This window comes from Micromonospora sp. NRRL B-16802, from assembly GCF_001279555.1.
Lineage (GTDB): Bacteria > Actinomycetota > Actinomycetes > Mycobacteriales > Micromonosporaceae > Micromonospora > Micromonospora profundi.
The window spans coordinates 266,468-282,588 of record NZ_LGEB01000075.1; the positions used below are offsets into that span (position 1 = coordinate 266,468).

General features: G+C 69.2%; 12 protein-coding genes, 1 tRNA gene and 1 pseudogene. 10 read left to right on the forward strand and 4 right to left on the reverse strand.

Annotated features, from left to right (window positions below; translation table 11 throughout):
- Window positions 1-25: 25 nt before the first annotated feature.
- On the forward strand, window positions 26-1,204 hold the full coding sequence (locus tag ADK66_RS21890; RefSeq protein ID WP_053658221.1) for a PLP-dependent aspartate aminotransferase family protein: 1,179 nt from the start codon (window positions 26-28) through the stop codon (window positions 1,202-1,204).
- 372 nt (window positions 1,205-1,576) lie between these two features.
- On the opposite strand, the gene ADK66_RS21895 is transcribed toward ADK66_RS21890, so the two are convergent.
- Window positions 1,577-1,659 (reverse strand) — tRNA-Leu (locus ADK66_RS21895).
- A gap of 82 nt (window positions 1,660-1,741) precedes the next feature.
- On the opposite strand from ADK66_RS21895, the gene ADK66_RS21900 reads away from it, so the two are divergent.
- The 8 genes from ADK66_RS21900 to polA all read left to right on the forward strand — a co-directional run bounded on the left by ADK66_RS21900 (window position 1,742) and on the right by polA (window position 11,870).
- Entirely contained in the window at window positions 1,742-2,362 is a 621-nt protein-coding gene (locus ADK66_RS21900) for an ANTAR domain-containing response regulator (RefSeq protein ID WP_053658223.1), read from the forward strand.
- A 56-nt stretch (window positions 2,363-2,418) separates the two neighbouring features.
- A complete protein-coding gene (locus ADK66_RS31545; RefSeq protein WP_053658226.1) occupies window positions 2,419-3,609 on the forward strand; it encodes a hypothetical protein in 1,191 nt (396 codons plus the stop codon).
- A 367-nt stretch (window positions 3,610-3,976) separates the two neighbouring features.
- On the forward strand, window positions 3,977-5,128 hold the full coding sequence (locus ADK66_RS21910; protein WP_053658228.1) for a branched-chain amino acid ABC transporter substrate-binding protein: 1,152 nt from the start codon (window positions 3,977-3,979) through the stop codon (window positions 5,126-5,128).
- 67 nt (window positions 5,129-5,195) lie between these two features.
- Window positions 5,196-6,179: a branched-chain amino acid ABC transporter permease gene (locus ADK66_RS21915; protein WP_053658230.1), complete on the forward strand. Its 984-nt coding sequence runs from the start codon at window positions 5,196-5,198 to the stop codon at window positions 6,177-6,179.
- Entirely contained in the window at window positions 6,176-7,354 is a 1,179-nt protein-coding gene (locus ADK66_RS21920) for a branched-chain amino acid ABC transporter permease (RefSeq protein WP_053658232.1), read from the forward strand. Before ADK66_RS21915 ends, ADK66_RS21920 begins: the two co-directional genes overlap by 4 nt.
- Window positions 7,347-8,288 (forward strand): ABC transporter ATP-binding protein, encoded by a 942-nt coding sequence (locus tag ADK66_RS21925; RefSeq protein WP_053658234.1) that lies wholly within the window; start codon window positions 7,347-7,349, stop codon window positions 8,286-8,288. The genes ADK66_RS21920 and ADK66_RS21925 overlap by 8 nt, the downstream gene beginning before the upstream one ends.
- Window positions 8,275-8,988, forward strand: a complete 714-nt coding sequence (locus ADK66_RS21930) for an ABC transporter ATP-binding protein (RefSeq protein WP_053658236.1) — start codon at window positions 8,275-8,277, stop codon at window positions 8,986-8,988. The genes ADK66_RS21925 and ADK66_RS21930 overlap by 14 nt, the downstream gene beginning before the upstream one ends.
- 182 nt (window positions 8,989-9,170) lie before the next feature.
- Complete coding sequence (gene polA / locus ADK66_RS21935) at window positions 9,171-11,870, forward strand: DNA polymerase I (protein WP_053658237.1); 2,700 nt, start codon at window positions 9,171-9,173, stop codon at window positions 11,868-11,870.
- Between the two features lie 221 nt (window positions 11,871-12,091).
- On the opposite strand, the pseudogene ADK66_RS21940 reads toward polA, so the two are convergent.
- From ADK66_RS21940 to ADK66_RS21950, 3 genes and pseudogenes are all read right to left on the reverse strand, one after another.
- A pseudogene (locus tag ADK66_RS21940) lies at window positions 12,092-12,439 on the reverse strand (DUF3140 domain-containing protein); the annotation flags it as partial.
- Between the two features lie 144 nt (window positions 12,440-12,583).
- Complete coding sequence (locus ADK66_RS21945; RefSeq protein ID WP_231640123.1) at window positions 12,584-13,186, reverse strand: Uma2 family endonuclease; 603 nt, start codon at window positions 13,184-13,186, stop codon at window positions 12,584-12,586.
- A 55-nt stretch (window positions 13,187-13,241) separates the two neighbouring features.
- Window positions 13,242-14,045 carry a class I SAM-dependent methyltransferase gene (locus ADK66_RS21950; protein WP_053658242.1) on the reverse strand — a complete coding sequence of 268 codons (804 nt, stop codon included), beginning with the start codon at window positions 14,043-14,045 and terminating at the stop codon, window positions 13,242-13,244.
- Window positions 14,046-14,534: 489 nt separating this feature from the next.
- On the opposite strand from ADK66_RS21950, the gene rpsA reads away from it, so the two are divergent.
- Window positions 14,535-16,040 (forward strand): 30S ribosomal protein S1, encoded by a 1,506-nt coding sequence (rpsA, locus tag ADK66_RS21955; RefSeq protein ID WP_053658244.1) that lies wholly within the window; start codon window positions 14,535-14,537, stop codon window positions 16,038-16,040.
- The last annotated feature ends 81 nt before the right edge of the window (window positions 16,041-16,121 follow it).

A 16,121-nucleotide genomic window follows, 5' to 3' on the forward strand; every position in this document is an offset into this window, starting at 1 on the left:
GGATCTATTGCCGCCATGGCACCAGATGTTCGACGCTACCGCCATGATGACGGTGGACACCCAAGCCGTACACGCCGGCCGCGACGACCTGCGCGCGCTCGGCGTGCACGTACCGCCTATCGACTTCTCCACCACCAACCCACTGCCCTCGGTCGACGACGGCGGCAACGCCTACGAGCAGCTCGCCACCGGCGGCACGCTCCCCGCCGAGGGCGGCGCCGTCTACCAGCGGCTCTGGAACCCCACCGTCGCCCGCTTCGAAACCGCCCTCGCCGAACTGGAGGGCACCGCCCAGGCCGTCGCCTTCGCCAGCGGCATGGCCGCTCTCACCGCGACAGTGCTCGCCGCCACCCGGGACGGCAAGCGCAACATCGTCGCCGTCCGGCCCCTCTACGGCGGCACCGACCACGTCCTGGCCACCGGCCTGCTCAGCACCACAGTCACCTGGGCCGACCCGGATCAGGTCGCCGCGGCCATCCGCCCGGACACCGCACTCGTCGTCATCGAGACACCCGCCAACCCGACCCTCGACCTGGTCGACATCGCGGCCCTCGCGGCCGCGGCCGGCGACGTGCCGCTACTCGTCGACAACACCGTCGCCACCCCCGTCCTGCAACAACCCGCCCGCCACGGCGCAGCCCTCGTCCTGCACAGCGCCACCAAGAGCATCGGTGGCCACGGCGACGTCCTGGCCGGAGTCGTGGCCTGCGACGCCGACTGGGCCACCCGACTGCGCCAGGTCCGCGCCGTCACCGGCGCGATCCTGCATCCCCTCGGCGGCTACCTCCTGCACCGCGGCCTACAGACCCTGCCGCTGCGCGTCCGCGCCCAGCAGGCCGGCGCCGAGAAGCTCGCCGGCTGGCTCGCCGACCACCCCGCCGTACACCGGGTGCACCACCCCTCGGTGTACGACCCGGCGGCGCTCGTCGGCCGGCAGATGGCCGGCCCCGGCAGCCTGCTCGCCTTCGAGGTACGCGGCGGCGCACCCGCCGCGGCCACCGTCGCCGGCGCCTGCGAGCTCATCACCCACGCGGTGTCTCTCGGTGGCGTCGACACCCTCATCCAGCACCCCGCCTCGCTGACCCACCGGCCGGTCGAAGGCGACGCGAAGCCCGCAGGCGGCCTGCTGCGCCTCTCGGTCGGTCTGGAGGACCCCGAGGACCTGCGCGCCGACCTCGCACGCGCGCTCGACACGATCGCCTGACGACCCGCAGCCCGCGCATCCGTCCCGCTGCGCGGGCTGCGCATCGCCACGTCACCGGCGTCGCTGAGGCGCCGTCGGAGCAGCAGCCGGCGCAGCACCGGCACCGGTCGGTCGTCACGAGGCGCTGTCACCGAAATGAGGGACCAGGTAGCTGACGGGTCGGTCGGATTGTCGACATCCAGCGGGCGACGACGACACCGTGGCACCAGTGCCGGACATCGCTGGTGCGAGTCGATTGACGCGCCCTCGCCGAAGCGTGGTGTGGGCGTTCGCTGTCGAGCGGATGGTGTGCCCGCGAGCGCGGAGAATGCGGGCGCGTGCCGCATCTGCGGTGTGCGCACACCTGCCTGGTCGAACAGGTGTGCGACGAGGTGCCGGGAGCGGGATTCGAACCCGCAAGCCCTTTCGGGCAGAAGTGTTTGAGACTTCCGTGTATGCCGTTCCACCATCCCGGCGGGTGCCGCTTACTGTACCCGACTACGCTTCTGCGGGAGCATGGGTGGTAGCCGTGCAGAAGCGATGGTGGGGGTAGGGCTGGTGGCTGAGATGCCGACGGATGCCGAGCGCAGGCGCGTACTGATCGCCGAGGACGAGGCGCTGATCCGGCTGGACCTCGCCGAGATGCTTGTCGAAGAGGGCTACGAGGTGGTGGGGGAGGCCGGCGACGGCGAGACCGCCGTCCGTCTCGCCGAGGAGTTGAAGCCCGACCTCGTCATCCTCGACATCAAGATGCCGATCATGGACGGGTTGGCCGCCGCCGAGCGGATCGCCGGCGCCCGGATCGCCCCGGTGATCATCCTGACCGCGTTCAGCCAGCGTGACCTGGTGGAGCGGGCGCGGGCGGCGGGCGCGATGGCGTACCTCGTGAAGCCCTTCCAGAAGAGCGACCTGGTCCCGGCGGTGGAGATCGCGCTGTCGCGTTACTCGGAGGTCGCGGCCCTGGAGGCCGAGGTCGCGAGCCTCACCGACCGCCTGGAGATCCGCAAGACGGTGGAGCGCGCCAAGGGCGCGCTGATGACCACCTACGGGATGACCGAGCCGCAGGCGTTCAAGTGGATCCAGCGCACCGCCATGGACCACCGGATGACAATGAAAGATGTCGCCGAGCGGATCCTCACGGAGACCGCCGGCGGCGAGGCGACTCAGCCGACCGTCTGAGTGCCCGGCCCGCGTGGAGGGCACACCGCCGGGCGGTCGGTGGCTAGCATCGACAGATGTCGGTCCGACGGGTTGTCGCGGTGTTCGGCCTCTTCGCGCTGCTGCTCGCGGGTTGTGACGGGCCACCGACGGGCGACGGGTCGGCCGGGCCGACGACGGCTGCCGCGCCGGCGCTGCGGCCGGGTTGGCAGGCGCTGACGCTGCCGGCGCCGCCGGGCGCCGCCGGGCGGTTGCTGGTCCGCGACCTGGCGGCCTGTGCGGGTCGGTGGTTCCTGGCCGGTGGCGTCGCGGACGCCGCCGGCGGCACCCGTCCAGCGGCGTGGACCAGCGTGGACGGTACGACCTGGACGTCGCTGCCGGTACGCGCGGATTCCTTCTACGGCAGGCAGAACGTGCTGTCCTCAGTGGCCTGCCGCGACGGTGCGGCGGCGGTGATCGGCGCGAAGGTCGGTGGGGCACACGGTTATCCGCGGATCAGCACCTGGCGGCAGCGGGCCGACGGCGCCCTGGTCGAGGTGCAGGCGCCGTTCGAGACGTACGGCGGGCCGACGGCGGTGAACGTGTCCCGGCTGGCGGCGGGTCCGTCGGGCTGGCTGATCGTCGGCAACCGCTCGGCGGGCGCGGCCTCGTGGGTGTCGACGCCGGCCGCGGAGGAGTTCGCGCTGATCGAGGGCGCACCAGAGCTGGCGAGTGACGCCGTGGGCGTGACCTGGGCGTTCGACGCGGTGGCCGTACCGTCGGGTTGGTTGGTGGTGGGCGGTCTGCTGCCGGCTGGTCGGATCGACAGGGACCCAGCGGTGTGGTCGTCGCCGGACGGGCGGTCGTGGCGGCGCACGGTGTTGCCGGGCGGCTCGGAGTACGAGGAGTTGCAGCGGGTGGCAGTGGTCGGCGGGGTGCCGGTGGCTGTCGGGTTGCGTGGGTCGACGTTCGGCGCGTGGCGGCAGGAGCCGTCGGGCTGGGTGGCCGCGGGATCGTTCGGGCGGCGGTCGTCGACGGGCGTGCCGACGGTGGCGTCGCTGGTGACGGCGGGAGATCGCCTGGTCGCGGCGGTGACCGACGGTTCCCGTCACTCGCTGTGGATCTCGACGGACCGGGGTGGGTCGTGGCGGGAGGCCGTGCTGCCACTGGAGGTAGCGGCGGGCGCCGATCGGGACGTTGCGCTGGTGGCGGTGGGTGACCGGTGGTGGTTGGCGGCGGACGACGGTTCACGAGCCGGTCTGTGGTGGGCGAGCGGGTCGGGCACCTGACGGGCGGCGAATGGGCGGCACCGCGGCGCAGTCGTGCCGACGATCGGGAATTTTCCCAGCTCAGGCAGTGTTTTCGCGGCTTCTGCCGGGTCCGACGGGGGTGGCGCGGTCCCCTCCGGACGCAGACTTAAGGACCGATCGACGGATTCGCCTGTTACGGGCATCGGCACGATGGTGCACGTCTTCGTAACGGTTTCGCAGACCCCCCGTTCAGGCCTTCCACGACGGTGCGCGATGTCGGTACGCTCCGCCATCACGAGCCGTAACGCAGGGGGAGTCCTTGCGGGGTGGGTGGAATTGCGGGTCAGCTGCTGTCGCCGTCACTAGCGGGTCAGCCGCGTCCGCATCTGGAGGAGGTCAGGAAGCCGTGAGGCGAAGCTATGTACGGGCGCTGGGAACTGTCGCGCTCGCCGCGTCCCTGGTGGTCGCGGCCGGTTGCCAGGATTCCGGTGGCAGCGAGGGTGGAACCGCGTCCGGTGACTGCGGTGGCAAGATTGCTATCTTCGGCGCGTTCACCGGTGACAACGCGGGCCTGGTGATCCCGTCGCTCAACGGCGCGAAGCTCGCCGTGAAGCAGTTCAACGAGGCGAACCCGGACTGCAAGGTCACCATGCAGGAGTTCGACACCCAGGGTGACCCGGCTGTCGCGACCCCGTTCGCGAACCAGATCGCCGGGGACAACTCGTTCCTCGGTGTCATCGGTGGTCACTTCTCCGGTGAGTCGGACGCGACGATGCCGATCTACCAGGCCGCGGGCCTGGCGATGGTCAGCCCGTCGGCGACCCGGACCGACCTGACCCAGAAGGGCAACACGTCCTTCTTCCGGGTCGTCGGCAACGACGGCACGCAGGCCGGCGCGGTGGCCAGCTACATGAAGTCGCAGAACGCGCAGAAGGTCTTCATGGTCGATGACGCCAGCGCTTACGGCGCGGGTATCACCGACGAGCTGGGCAAGCAGCTCGGCCCGCTGGTGGTCAACAAGGACAAGATCCAGGAGCGGCAGTCGCAGTTCGACGCCACCATCTCCAAGATCAAGTCGTCGCAGGCGGACTTCGTCTTCTACGGCGGTTACACCCGTGAGGCCGCTCCGCTGGTGAAGCAGATGCGTGCCGCCGGTGTCCAGGCCAAGTTCGTCGGCCCGGACGGTCTGTACGACACCGCGTTCCCGAAGGGTGCCTCCGGCGGCGCCGAGGGCGCCATCATCACCTGCCCGTGCCTCCCGGCCGACAAGGCCGGCGGCACCTTCTCCGCCGACTACCAGAAGGAGTACGGCATCCCGCCGGGCTCCTACGGCGCTGAGGGCTTCGACGGCGCGAAGGTCTACCTGGACGCCTTCAAGGACGGCAAGAAGACCCGGGCCGACATCCTGGCGTACGTGAAGTCGTACGACAAGCAGGGTGTGTCGAAGTACATCAAGTTCGACGACAAGGGTGACGTCGACCCGTCGAAGGTCGTCATCTGGGCTTACCAGATCAAGGGCGAGGCCATCGAGGCGCTGCAGGAGCTCAAGCTCAGCTGACGCCCAGGCGCTGGAGTGCGGCCGGGGTCTATCCACCCCGGCCGCACTCGATTCAAGGAGACCCCCGGTGCATTTCGATGAACTGATCGGCCATTTCGGCCAGCACACGGTCGATGGCCTGTCCAAGGGCGCCATCTATGCCCTGATCGCCCTCGGCTACACCCTCGTCTATGGCGTCCTGCGCCTTATCAACTTCGCGCACTCCGAGGTCTTCATGGTCGGCACCTTCGCGGTGCTGATCCTCTGGAACCAGCTCGGGGTGGAAAATAACCCACCTATCGGCCAGGCGATCCTGCTCCTGGTGCTCGGTTTGGTCGTCGCGGCGGCCGCCTCCGGCGGCACAGCCCTGGCGCTGGAACGGATCGCGTACCGGCCGTTGCGGCGCAAGAACGCGCCGCCGCTGATCTTCCTGATCACCGCCATCGGTCTGTCGCTGGTCTTCGTGGAGCTCTTCGGGCAGGTGCTGCCCAAACTGTTCGGCAGCATGCTGCCGGATGTGTTCGGCCGGCCCCGGCAGATCATCGGTATGCCGACGATCATTCAGCAGGAAACCCTGTTCACCATCGGCAACACGGCGATCACGAACATCCAGCTGATCGTCTTCGTGTCGGCCGTGGTGATGATGGCGCTGCTGGACTGGTTCATCAACCGCACCCGGTACGGCCGTGGTGTGCGGGCGGTGGCGCAGAACCCGGAAACCGCCGCGCTGATGGGCGTCAACCAGGAGCGCGTGATCATGCTGATCTTCGTGATCGGTGGCATCATGGCCGGCGCCGCCGCTCTGCTGTGGAGCATGCGGTTCGGCTTCACGCAGAACAGCATCGGCTTCGTGCTCGGCCTCAAGGCGTTCACCGCAGCGGTGCTCGGCGGCATCGGTAACCTGCGCGGCGCGCTGCTGGGTGGCCTCTTCCTCGGCATCGTCGAGGTCTACGGCGCCACGCTCTTCGCGTCCAACTGGGAGGACGTCATCGCCTTCGTGGTGCTGATCGTGGTGCTGATGTTCCGGCCCACCGGTCTGTTGGGCGAGTCGCTCGGGAGGGCCCGCGCATGATTGACAAGCTTCGCACCGCAGACCGCCGCCGGGTCGGTATTCTGAACTCGGTCGGCGACCGCTGGCAGGCACTGCCGAGGTGGCAGAAGGCCGTGGGCGTCGTCGCTCTGCTGGTCTTCCTCTACCACCTGCCGTACCTGGGCAAGCTGCCCGGTGGTCTCATGATCCCCGGTCTGAACAACCTGCGTACCGACTCGATCGAGGGCGGCAACAACTGGGCGGGCGTGCTCTTCGTCTGCGCCATCTACGTGCTCGTCGCGATCGGCCTGAACGTGGTGGTCGGCCTCGCCGGCCTCCTCGACCTGGGCTACATCGGCTTCTTCGCCATCGGCGCGTACAGCGTGGCGCTGTTCGGTTCGGTGAACTCGCCGGTGGTCAAGTGGATCCAGCAGGAGTTCGACCTGCCGCCGACCTGGGCGGTGACCTGGGGCATCTGTCTCCTGCTCGCGATCGTGCTGACGATGATCTCCGGGGTGATCCTGGGCTGGCCGACGCTTCGGCTGCGCGGTGACTACCTCGCCATCGTGACGCTCGGCTTCGGTGAGATCATCCGGATCGTGGCCCGCAACGCCACTGGGGTCACCAACGGCCCGGTCGGTATCTCGGCCATTCCCGGTCCGGAGGGTCCGCCCTCGGCGGACAACAAGGTCTTCGGTCTGATCGACGCGAAGCCCTGGTACTGGCTGGCGATCACGTTCGTGCTGCTGATGGTGGTCCTGGTCCGCCGGTTGGAGCACAGCCGGGTCGGCCGGGCGTGGCTGGCGGTCCGTGAGGACGAGGACGCCGCCGCGGTGATGGGCGTGTACCCGTTCAAGTTCAAGCTCTGGGCGTTCGCCATGGGTGCGGCGCTCGGTGGCCTGTCGGGCTTCCTCTTCGGCAGCCGGAACGCGTTCATCGACCCGACACAGTTCAACGCGAATCTGTCCATCCTCTTCGTCGCCATGGTCGTGGTCGGCGGTTCCGGCAACATGATCGGCGTCTCGCTCGGCGCCGTGCTGTTGGCGTACCTGCCGGAGCGGTTCCGCGACTTCGCCGACTACCGGTGGCTGGTCTTCGGCCTGGCCATGGTGCTGGTGATGATCCTGCGTCCGCAGGGTCTGATCCCCAGCCGGCGGCGAGCCCGCGAGTTGAAGGATCGCGCGGCGGAGGCAGAGGAGGCGCCCGCTCATGTCTGACCAGCCCACCAGCACTGCGACGCCGAAGATCCCGACTCAACCGGGGCCGCGGCAGGTGCTTCTCGAAGTTGACGACGTCACGCTCCGCTTCGGCGGCGTGGTCGCCCTCGACAAGATCAATTTCCAGATCTACGAGGGTGAGATCCTCGGTCTCATCGGGCCGAACGGCGCCGGCAAGACCACCAGCTTCAACGTGATGACGGGGGTCTACAAGCCGACCTCCGGTGCGGTCCGGTTCCGTGGCCAGAAGGTGACCGGCCGCAAGCCGCACCAGATCAGCCAGCTCGGCATCTCCCGGACGTTCCAGAACATCCGTCTCTTCCCGGAGATGACGGCGTTGGAGAACGTCATGGTCGGCACGGACTCCCGGCACAAGACAAGCGTGCCCGGGGCGCTCTTCCGGTTCCCCCGGAAGAAGGCTAAGCCGCACGAGTTGCCGCAGGTGACCGCCGAGTCGGGCATCCAGCGGACGTGGCAGGAGACGCGCCGGACGTTCGCCAAGACGTTCGGTCTGTCCCGGCACATCCTGGAGGAGCGGGCGGCCGAGGCCAAGGCGCTGGAGCTGCTGCGCTTCGTCGGGATCGCCGACCGGGCCAACGACGAGGCACGCAACCTCCCGTACGGCTACCAGCGTCGGTTGGAGATCGCCCGTGCGATGGCCACCGAGCCGAAGCTGATCTGCCTGGACGAGCCGGCCGCCGGCTTCAACCCGGCGGAGAAGGAGGAGCTTCTCACCCTGATCCGGAAGATCCGCGACATGGGCCTGACCGTGCTGCTCATCGAGCACGACATGCGGCTGGTCATGGGGGTCACCGACCGGATCGTGGTGTTGGAGTTCGGCCGCAAGATCGCCGAGGGTGCGCCCGCGGAGGTCAGCCGCGATCCGAAGGTGATCGCCGCGTACCTGGGGGAGTCCGCCGATGACGCTGCTTGATCTCGAGAACGTCTCCGTCGCCTACGGCCGGATCGAGGCGCTGCACGGCATCAGCCTGAGCGTCAACGAGGGTGAGGTGGTGGCACTGATCGGCGCGAACGGCGCCGGTAAGACCACCACCATGCGGGCCATCTCCGGGACGCGGGCGCTGGCCGGCGGAAAGATCACCTTCAACGGCGAGGACATCAGCAAGCTCCGGGCCGACCTGCGGGTCGTCCGGGGGTTGTGCCAGTCCCCGGAGGGCCGGCAGATCTTCCCAGGTATGACGGTCATGGAGAACCTGGACATGGGGGCGTACACCCGGCGGGACTCCGCCGGCATCGCCGCCGACCTGGACCGGGTGATGACCCTCTTCCCGCGGCTGCGCGAGCGGCGCAAGCAGGCTGGCGGCACCCTGTCCGGCGGCGAGCAGCAGATGCTCGCTGTCGGTCGGGCGCTGATGAGCCGGCCGAAGCTGCTGCTGCTCGACGAGCCGTCGATGGGTCTGGCTCCGCTGGTGATCCGGCAGATCTTCGACATCATCACGGAGATCAACCAGCAGGGCACCACGATCCTGCTGGTGGAGCAGAACGCCCAGCAGGCGCTCTCCCGGGCGCACCGGGGCTACGTGTTGGAGACCGGCCGGATCGTGAAGGAGGGGTCCGGTCAGGACCTCCTGCATGACCCGTCGATCAAGGAGGCGTACCTCGGCGTGGCCTGAGCCATCCCGTCCGGCGGCCGGCTGTCCCCACACGGGGGTAGCCGGCCGCCGGCGTTGGAAGGCCGGCTGTCCTCACACGAGGTAGTCAGCCGTCGGCGTTGGCGGGCCGGCTGTCCGTTTTCGCGGCGGTCGCGCGGTGCCGCCACCCGGGGGTGTCGGTGCGACGGACTAGAGTCGCTGCCGTGACAGCTACGACGCCGCGCCTGCTCCTCGTCGACGGACATTCCATGGCATACCGGGCCTTCTTCGCCCTGCCCGTGGAAAACTTCTCCACCACGACGGGTCAGCCGACCAACGCGGTCTACGGCTTCACGTCGATGCTGATCAACGTGCTGCGCGACGAGCAGCCCACCCACATCGTCGTCGCCTTCGACGTCTCCCGCCGCTCCTTCCGCACCGACAAGTACGCGGAGTACAAGGCCGGCCGCAGCGAGACGCCCACCGACTTCAAGGGCCAGGTAAGCCTCGTCAAGGAGGTCCTGGCCGCGCTCCAGATCCCGGTGGTGGAGAAGGAGGGCTTCGAGGCCGACGACGTCATCGCCACGCTCGCCTGCCAGGCCCGCGACCAGGGCATGTCGGTGCTGATCAGCAGCGGCGACCGGGACGCGTTCCAACTCGTCGACGACCAGATCACAGTCCTCTACCCGCGCAAGGGCGTCTCCGACCTGGCCCGGATGGACCCGGCGGCGATCGAGGCGAAGTACGGCGTCGGGCCGGCGCAATACCGGGATCTGGCCGCACTTGTCGGCGAGACCAGCGACAACCTGCCCGGCATCCCCGGTGTCGGCCCGAAGACCGCCGCCAAGTGGATCACCACGTACGGCGGGGTGGAGGGCGTGATCGCCCGCGCCGACGAGATCAAGGGCAAGGCCGGCGACAGCCTGCGCGAGCGGCTCGCCGACGTGATCCGCAACTACGAGATCAACCGGCTCGTGTCCGATCTGGAGCTGCCGCTGCGCCCGGAGGACACCCGCTGGACCGGTTGGGACCGCGAGGCGGTGCACCAGGTCTTCGACACCCTTGAGTTCCGCATCCTGCGTGACCGGCTCTACCAGTACCTCGAGGCCGTCGAGCCGGAGGCCGAGTCCGGCTTCGACCTCACCGGCGAGGTGCTCACGGTGCCGGGGGCGCTGAGCGCCTGGCTGGGCACCCACACCCCGGCCGGCACCTCGGTCGGGTTGGCCGTCAAGCTCGACACCGGCCCCAACCGCCGGCACACCGCCTCGATCACCGGCCTGGCGTTGGCCACCGCCGGTGGCGCTGCCGCCTGGGTCGACCCGGCGCAGCTCGACCCGGCCGACGAGAGCGCGCTGGCCGCCTGGCTGGCCGACCCGCAGCGACCGAAGGTGCTGCACGACAGCAAGCCGGCAGTGCTGGCCTGCTCCGCGCACGGCTGGGAGTTGGCCGGCATCGTCCGCGACACCCAGATCGCGGCATACCTGGCCCGTCCCGACCAGCGCTCCTATGACCTGACCGACCTGGCGCTGCGCTACCTGCACCGTGAGCTGCGGGTGGACGTGCCGGAGACCGGCCAACTCACCCTCGACGGGCTGGGCGACGAGGGCGTGGCCGAGCAGAACCTCATGCTCCAGGCGCGGGCCACCCTCGACCTCGCCGACGCGATCGACGCCGAGCTGTCCCGCGACGGCGAGCAGTCCGCCCGCCTGATGGCCGGGGTGGAGCTGCCTCTGATGCGGGTCCTCGCCGGCATGGAACGCACCGGCATCGCCGCCGACACCCACTACCTGTCCGAATTGGAGGCGCACTTCGCGGCAGAGGTGAAGGCCGCCGCGCAGGGCGCGTACGAGGCGGTGGGCCGGGAGTTCAACCTCGGCTCGCCCAAGCAGTTGCAGGAGATCCTCTTCACCGAGCTGGGCCTGCCCAAGACCAAGAAGATCAAGACGGGCTACACCACCGACGCCGACGCGCTCCAGTGGCTCTACGCCCAGCAGCCGCACCCGGTGCTGGCCCACCTGCTGCGCCACCGGGACGTGGCCAAGCTCAAGTCGACAGTGGACGGCCTGCTGAAGTCCGTCTCCGACGACGGCCGGATCCACACCACCTTCAACCAGACGGTGGCGGCCACCGGGCGGCTCTCGTCCACCGAGCCCAACCTGCAGAACATCCCCATCCGCACCGAGGAGGGCCGGCGCATCCGTCGCGCCTTCGTCGTGGGGGAGGGCTACGAGTGCCTGCTCACCGCCGACTACAGCCAGATCGAAATGCGGATCATGGCGCATCTCTCGTCGGACGACGCGCTCATCGACGCGTTCAACTCCGGCGCCGACTTCCACGCGGCCACGGCCTCGTCGGTCTTCGGAGTGCCGGTCGACGAGGTCACCCCCGACCAGCGCCGCAAGATCAAGGCAATGAACTACGGCCTGGCGTACGGGCTGAGCGCGTTCGGGCTGTCCCAGCAGCTCAATATCGGCACCGAAGAAGCGCGCGGGCTCATGGAAAACTACTTCGCCGGCTTCGGCGGAGTGCGCGACTACCTGCACCAGGTCGTCGCCCGCGCCCGCCAGGACGGCTACACCTCGACAATCCTCGGTCGCCGCCGCTACCTGCCCGACCTCGTCAGCGACAACCGGCAGCGCCGCGACATCGCCGAGCGGATGGCCCTCAACGCCCCGATCCAGGGCTCCGCGGCCGACATCATCAAGGTGGCGATGCTGCACGTCGACACCGCGCTGAACGACGCAGGCCTGCGCTCCCGCATGCTGCTGCAGGTGCACGACGAGCTGGTCTTCGAGGTCGCCCCCGGCGAGCGCGAGGCACTGGAGGCGCTGGTCCGGCGCGAGATGGGCGAGGCGTACCCGCTGTCGGTGCCGCTTGAGGTGTCGGTGGGCGAGGGGCGGGACTGGAACAGCGCTGATCACTGAGGGTTTGTGGTTGGGGTTGGTGGGGTTCCGGGGCAGCCCGACCCGCTCCGGGCGGTCAGGCTTGATCCCTGCGCGGGTCGGGCTGCCCCGGAACCCCGACCGGGTCATCCTGGTCGCTTGCCGGCAGCCTGCACCCGGTGGTCTGAGCCTGCGTTGCTGTGCTCCTGGGCTACTGTGCTCCTGGGGTTGATCTTTGTGGGGCGGGACGCTTCGGGTTGTTACTTGAGGGGGTCGTGGCCCCAGTTCATCAGGGACCAGCGCCACTTCGTGTCGCGGACGTCGCCGGAGGGGCGCTGGGCCATGTGCCGGCGGACGTAGCCGACCACCTTGCGCATGTGCTTGTAGTCGCCCTCGGACAGGTCCGCGCGCTTGCGCCGCAACAGGTTGACGATCTTCCGCCCCGAGTCGTGCCCGACTGACTCGCCGCCACCGGACTGGCCGCCCTTGTGCCAGCCGACCTGCTTCGACTCGTCGGTCTCAAGCCAGCTGGACAGCTCGCCGGGCTTCATGTTCACCGCCTCGGTGAACTCCCGGTAGATGTCCCGGCCCTGATCGTCAGCCCTGCTCATGACGCAGCTCGCTGATCTCCCGCGCCACGCCGTACGCGCGGGTGCCGTGGGCCGACCAGCGAGACACGGTCGCCCTCGTGGAAGCTCCGTTCGGCCATGCCCTTCGGCTACCCGACCCCGCCGGGGCGAAACGACCTGCGCGGACTACGGGGTGATCTCGTTGATCGGCAGCTTGATCTCGAACGGCTCGGTCAGCTCGATCACGTCGGCGCCGTCGGCCGCCAGCTCGTACTGCCGCTCGCCGCCGGGCCCGACGTGGTCGCCGATCCGGTACGCGTAGACATGCAGCGGGTCCTGCTCGATGCGCCAGTAGAAGGGGATGCCGGCGGCGGCGTACTCGCCGGGTTTGGCGAACCGGTCGATCCGCCGGGTGCCCGGCGAAACGATCTCCACGGCGAGGACGACGTCCTCCGAACGCAGCATTGACTGATCAGACGGCACGCCGGCGCGGTACAGCAGGACGTCCGGATGTCGGCTGGTGTTGAAACCGAGCCCGACGCCGACGGCCTGGGCGACCCGGAGGTTGCTGGGCGCGTGGGCTTGTAGCCACCGACGTACCAGGAATGAGATGTCCTGATGGCCCAGGGTGGGGGAAGGTGTCACCTGGATGACTCCATCGACGAGTTCGACGCGGGGGGCGTCATCCGGCAGGTCGAGCAGATCCTCGACCGTGTAGTCGGCGCGCTGCTGCCGCATCGGGTCCGGACACCAGGGGCCAGGTGGTGTCCGGATGGGCTCGGCGCTCATGGGGCGAGCCTACCGTCCATCGATCAGATGGGGTCGGACCGCGCGTGCGACGCCGTCATTCCGGCTTTTCGGTGACGAAGATGGCGGTGCCTGGGAAGAGCCTGCCGCGCAGCGGGCTCCACTGCCCCCAGATCCCCTCGTGCCCCTCCGGCCACTCGGGCTCCACCAGGTCCAGCAGTCGGAACCCGGCGCCGACCAGTTCGCGGATCCGGTCGCCGAGCGTGCGGTGCTGTTCGACGTAGGTGGCCACGCCGGATTCGTCCTGTTCCACATAGGGGGAGCGGTCGAAGTACGAGTGCACGGCCCGCAGCCCGCCCTCGCCCGGGTCGTCCAGGAAGATCCACCGCATCGGGTGGGTCACCGAGAACACCCACCGGCCGCCCGGGCGCAGCACCCGGTGCACCTCGGCGAGCAGGGCCGCCGAGTCGTCCACGAACGGGATCGCGCCGAACGCGGTACAGGCAGTGTCGAACGACTCGTCGGCGAACGGCAGGGCGAGCGCGTCGGCCTGCACCAGCGGCACGCGTACCCCACTGCGGTCGGCTGCCTGCGCGGCGTGCCGCAACATGCCGGCGGACAGGTCGAAGGCGACCGGCCGGGCGCCCTGGGTGGCCAACCAGCGGGCGGCGGCCGCCGCTCCGCAGCCCACCTCCAGAATCCGGCGCCCGACCACGTCGCCGAGCAGCCGGGCGTCGGCCTCGCGCAGCCCTTCGGGGCACCAGACGAAGTCCACGTCGCCGAGGAACGCGCCGTGCTCGGCCTGGTAGTCGTCGGCGTCGGTGTCCCACCAGCCGCGGTTGGCCCGCCGGGCCTCGGCGTCACCCACCCGGCGCCGGGTAACCCGGCTGTCGTCATCCACGCGCTCACGCTAGGCCCCACCCACCCCATTGGGTACGGCGGCGCGTCCATGATCTGCGCGAATCCTCGCGCTGACTGCTTGATCGACTCGGCTTCCGTGAAATCGCGGTATCCGGGCCCCGGCGGGACACACCGGTTTCCAGGAAGCCGAGTCGATCAAGCCGCCGGGACGGCTGGGCGGCGCGGCGCGTGGGGCTCCTGTGACGTACGAGACAGCAGTGGTGGTTTCCGGGCGATTGTTCGGCTTTCGCAGGTAACCACACGGCGAGGAGACGGGAGGGCTTGCACGCTGTGGTAATGCGCACGGTAGGCTAGACGATGCGCTCGCGGATCGTGTGTCTCGGCAGGGAGCAGGTGCGCGGTCGACGGAGCCACACCATGATCTCACTAGACGATCGTTCGGTGTGTCCGGCGACGGATCCGCTGGCGCGAACAGGTCACTGCGACACCAGCCTGCTGTGACAACCCACCGACCGGAGCAACCGCCCACATGACGAGCAGCATCGAGGCCCCCTCGAGCGCCACCCGGGTCACCCACGACGATCTCGGTTCCGAGGAGGCTTTCCTCGCCGCGATCGACGAGACCATCAAGTACTTCAACGACGGCGACATTGTCGAAGGCACCGTCGTCAAGGTCGATCGGGACGAGGTCCTGCTCGACATCGGCTACAAGACCGAGGGTGTCATCCCCTCTCGTGAGTTGTCGATCAAGCACGACGTGGACCCCGCCGAAGTTGTGACGGTTGGCGACCACATCGAGGCCCTGGTCCTCCAGAAGGAGGACAAGGAGGGTCGTCTGATCCTCTCCAAGAAGCGGGCGCAGTACGAGCGGGCCTGGGGCACGATCGAGAAGATCAAGGACGAGGACGGTGTCGTCCGCGGCTCGGTCATCGAGGTTGTCAAGGGTGGTCTCATCCTCGACATCGGGCTGCGTGGCTTCCTGCCCGCGTCCCTGGTCGAGATGCGGCGCGTGCGTGACCTGCAGCCGTACGTCGGGCGCGAGCTCGAAGCCAAGATCATCGAGCTGGACAAGAACCGCAACAACGTGGTCCTGTCCCGCCGTGCCTGGCTGGAGCAGACGCAGTCCGAGGTGCGCACCGAGTTCCTCAACAAGCTGCAGAAGGGCCAGGTCCGCAAGGGCGTCGTGTCCTCGATCGTCAACTTCGGCGCCTTCGTGGACCTCGGCGGCGTCGACGGTCTGGTGCACGTCTCCGAGCTGTCCTGGAAGCACATCGACCACCCGTCCGAGGTCGTCGAGGTGGGCCAGGAGGTCGAGGTCGAGGTCCTGGACGTCGACCTGGACCGCGAGCGCGTCTCCCTGTCGCTGAAGGCGACGCAGGAGGACCCGTGGCGGCAGTTCGCCCGCACCCACGCGATCCAGCAGATCGTGCCGGGTAAGGTCACCAAGCTGGTTCCGTTCGGTGCGTTCGTCCGCGTGGACGACGGCATCGAGGGCCTCGTCCACATCTCCGAGCTGGCCGAGCGCCACGTGGAGATCCCGGAGCAGGTCGTGCAGGTCGGCTCCGAGGTCATGGTCAAGGTCATCGACATCGACCTGGAGCGCCGCCGGATCTCGCTGTCGCTCAAGCAGGCCAACGAGGGCTTCGTCGAGGGCGAGGAGCACTTCGACCCGACCCTCTACGGCATGGCCGCGACGTACGACACCGAGGGCAACTACATCTACCCGGAGGGCTTCGACCCGGAGACGGGCGAGTGGCTCGAGGGGTACGACAAGCAGCGCGAGACCTGGGAGAACCAGTACGCGGAGGCTCGTCAGCGCTGGGAGGCCCACACCAAGCAGGTGCAGACCTCCCGGGCCGCCGACGCCGAGGCTGCTGCCAACCCGACTCCGGCCGTTCCGGCCGCTGCCGGCGGTGGCGGCACCACCTCCTCGTCCAGCCCGGCCCCGAGCCGGCAGGCCGAGGAGCCGGCCGGCACCCTGGCCACCGACGAGGCGCTCGCCGCACTGCGGGAGAAGCTCGCCGGCGGTAAGTGACCCGCTGAACAACGAAGGCCCCGTCCCCGCGATCTTTCCGATCGCCGGGGGCGGGGCCTTCGCCATGCCCGCCCGCGCAGC

Coding starts and splice junctions, on each gene's coding strand:
- ADK66_RS21890 (WP_053658221.1), top strand. CDS start 26: ATGTTCGACGCTACCGCCATGATGACGGTGGACACCCAAGCCGTACAC.
- rpsA (WP_053658244.1), top strand. CDS start 14,535: ATGACGAGCAGCATCGAGGCCCCCTCGAGCGCCACCCGGGTCACCCAC.
- ADK66_RS21920 (WP_053658232.1), top strand. CDS start 6,176: ATGATTGACAAGCTTCGCACCGCAGACCGCCGCCGGGTCGGTATTCTG.
- ADK66_RS21945 (WP_231640123.1), bottom strand. CDS start 13,186: ATGAGCGCCGAGCCCATCCGGACACCACCTGGCCCCTGGTGTCCGGAC.
- ADK66_RS31545 (WP_053658226.1), top strand. CDS start 2,419: ATGTCGGTCCGACGGGTTGTCGCGGTGTTCGGCCTCTTCGCGCTGCTG.
- ADK66_RS21930 (WP_053658236.1), top strand. CDS start 8,275: ATGACGCTGCTTGATCTCGAGAACGTCTCCGTCGCCTACGGCCGGATC.
- ADK66_RS21925 (WP_053658234.1), top strand. CDS start 7,347: ATGTCTGACCAGCCCACCAGCACTGCGACGCCGAAGATCCCGACTCAA.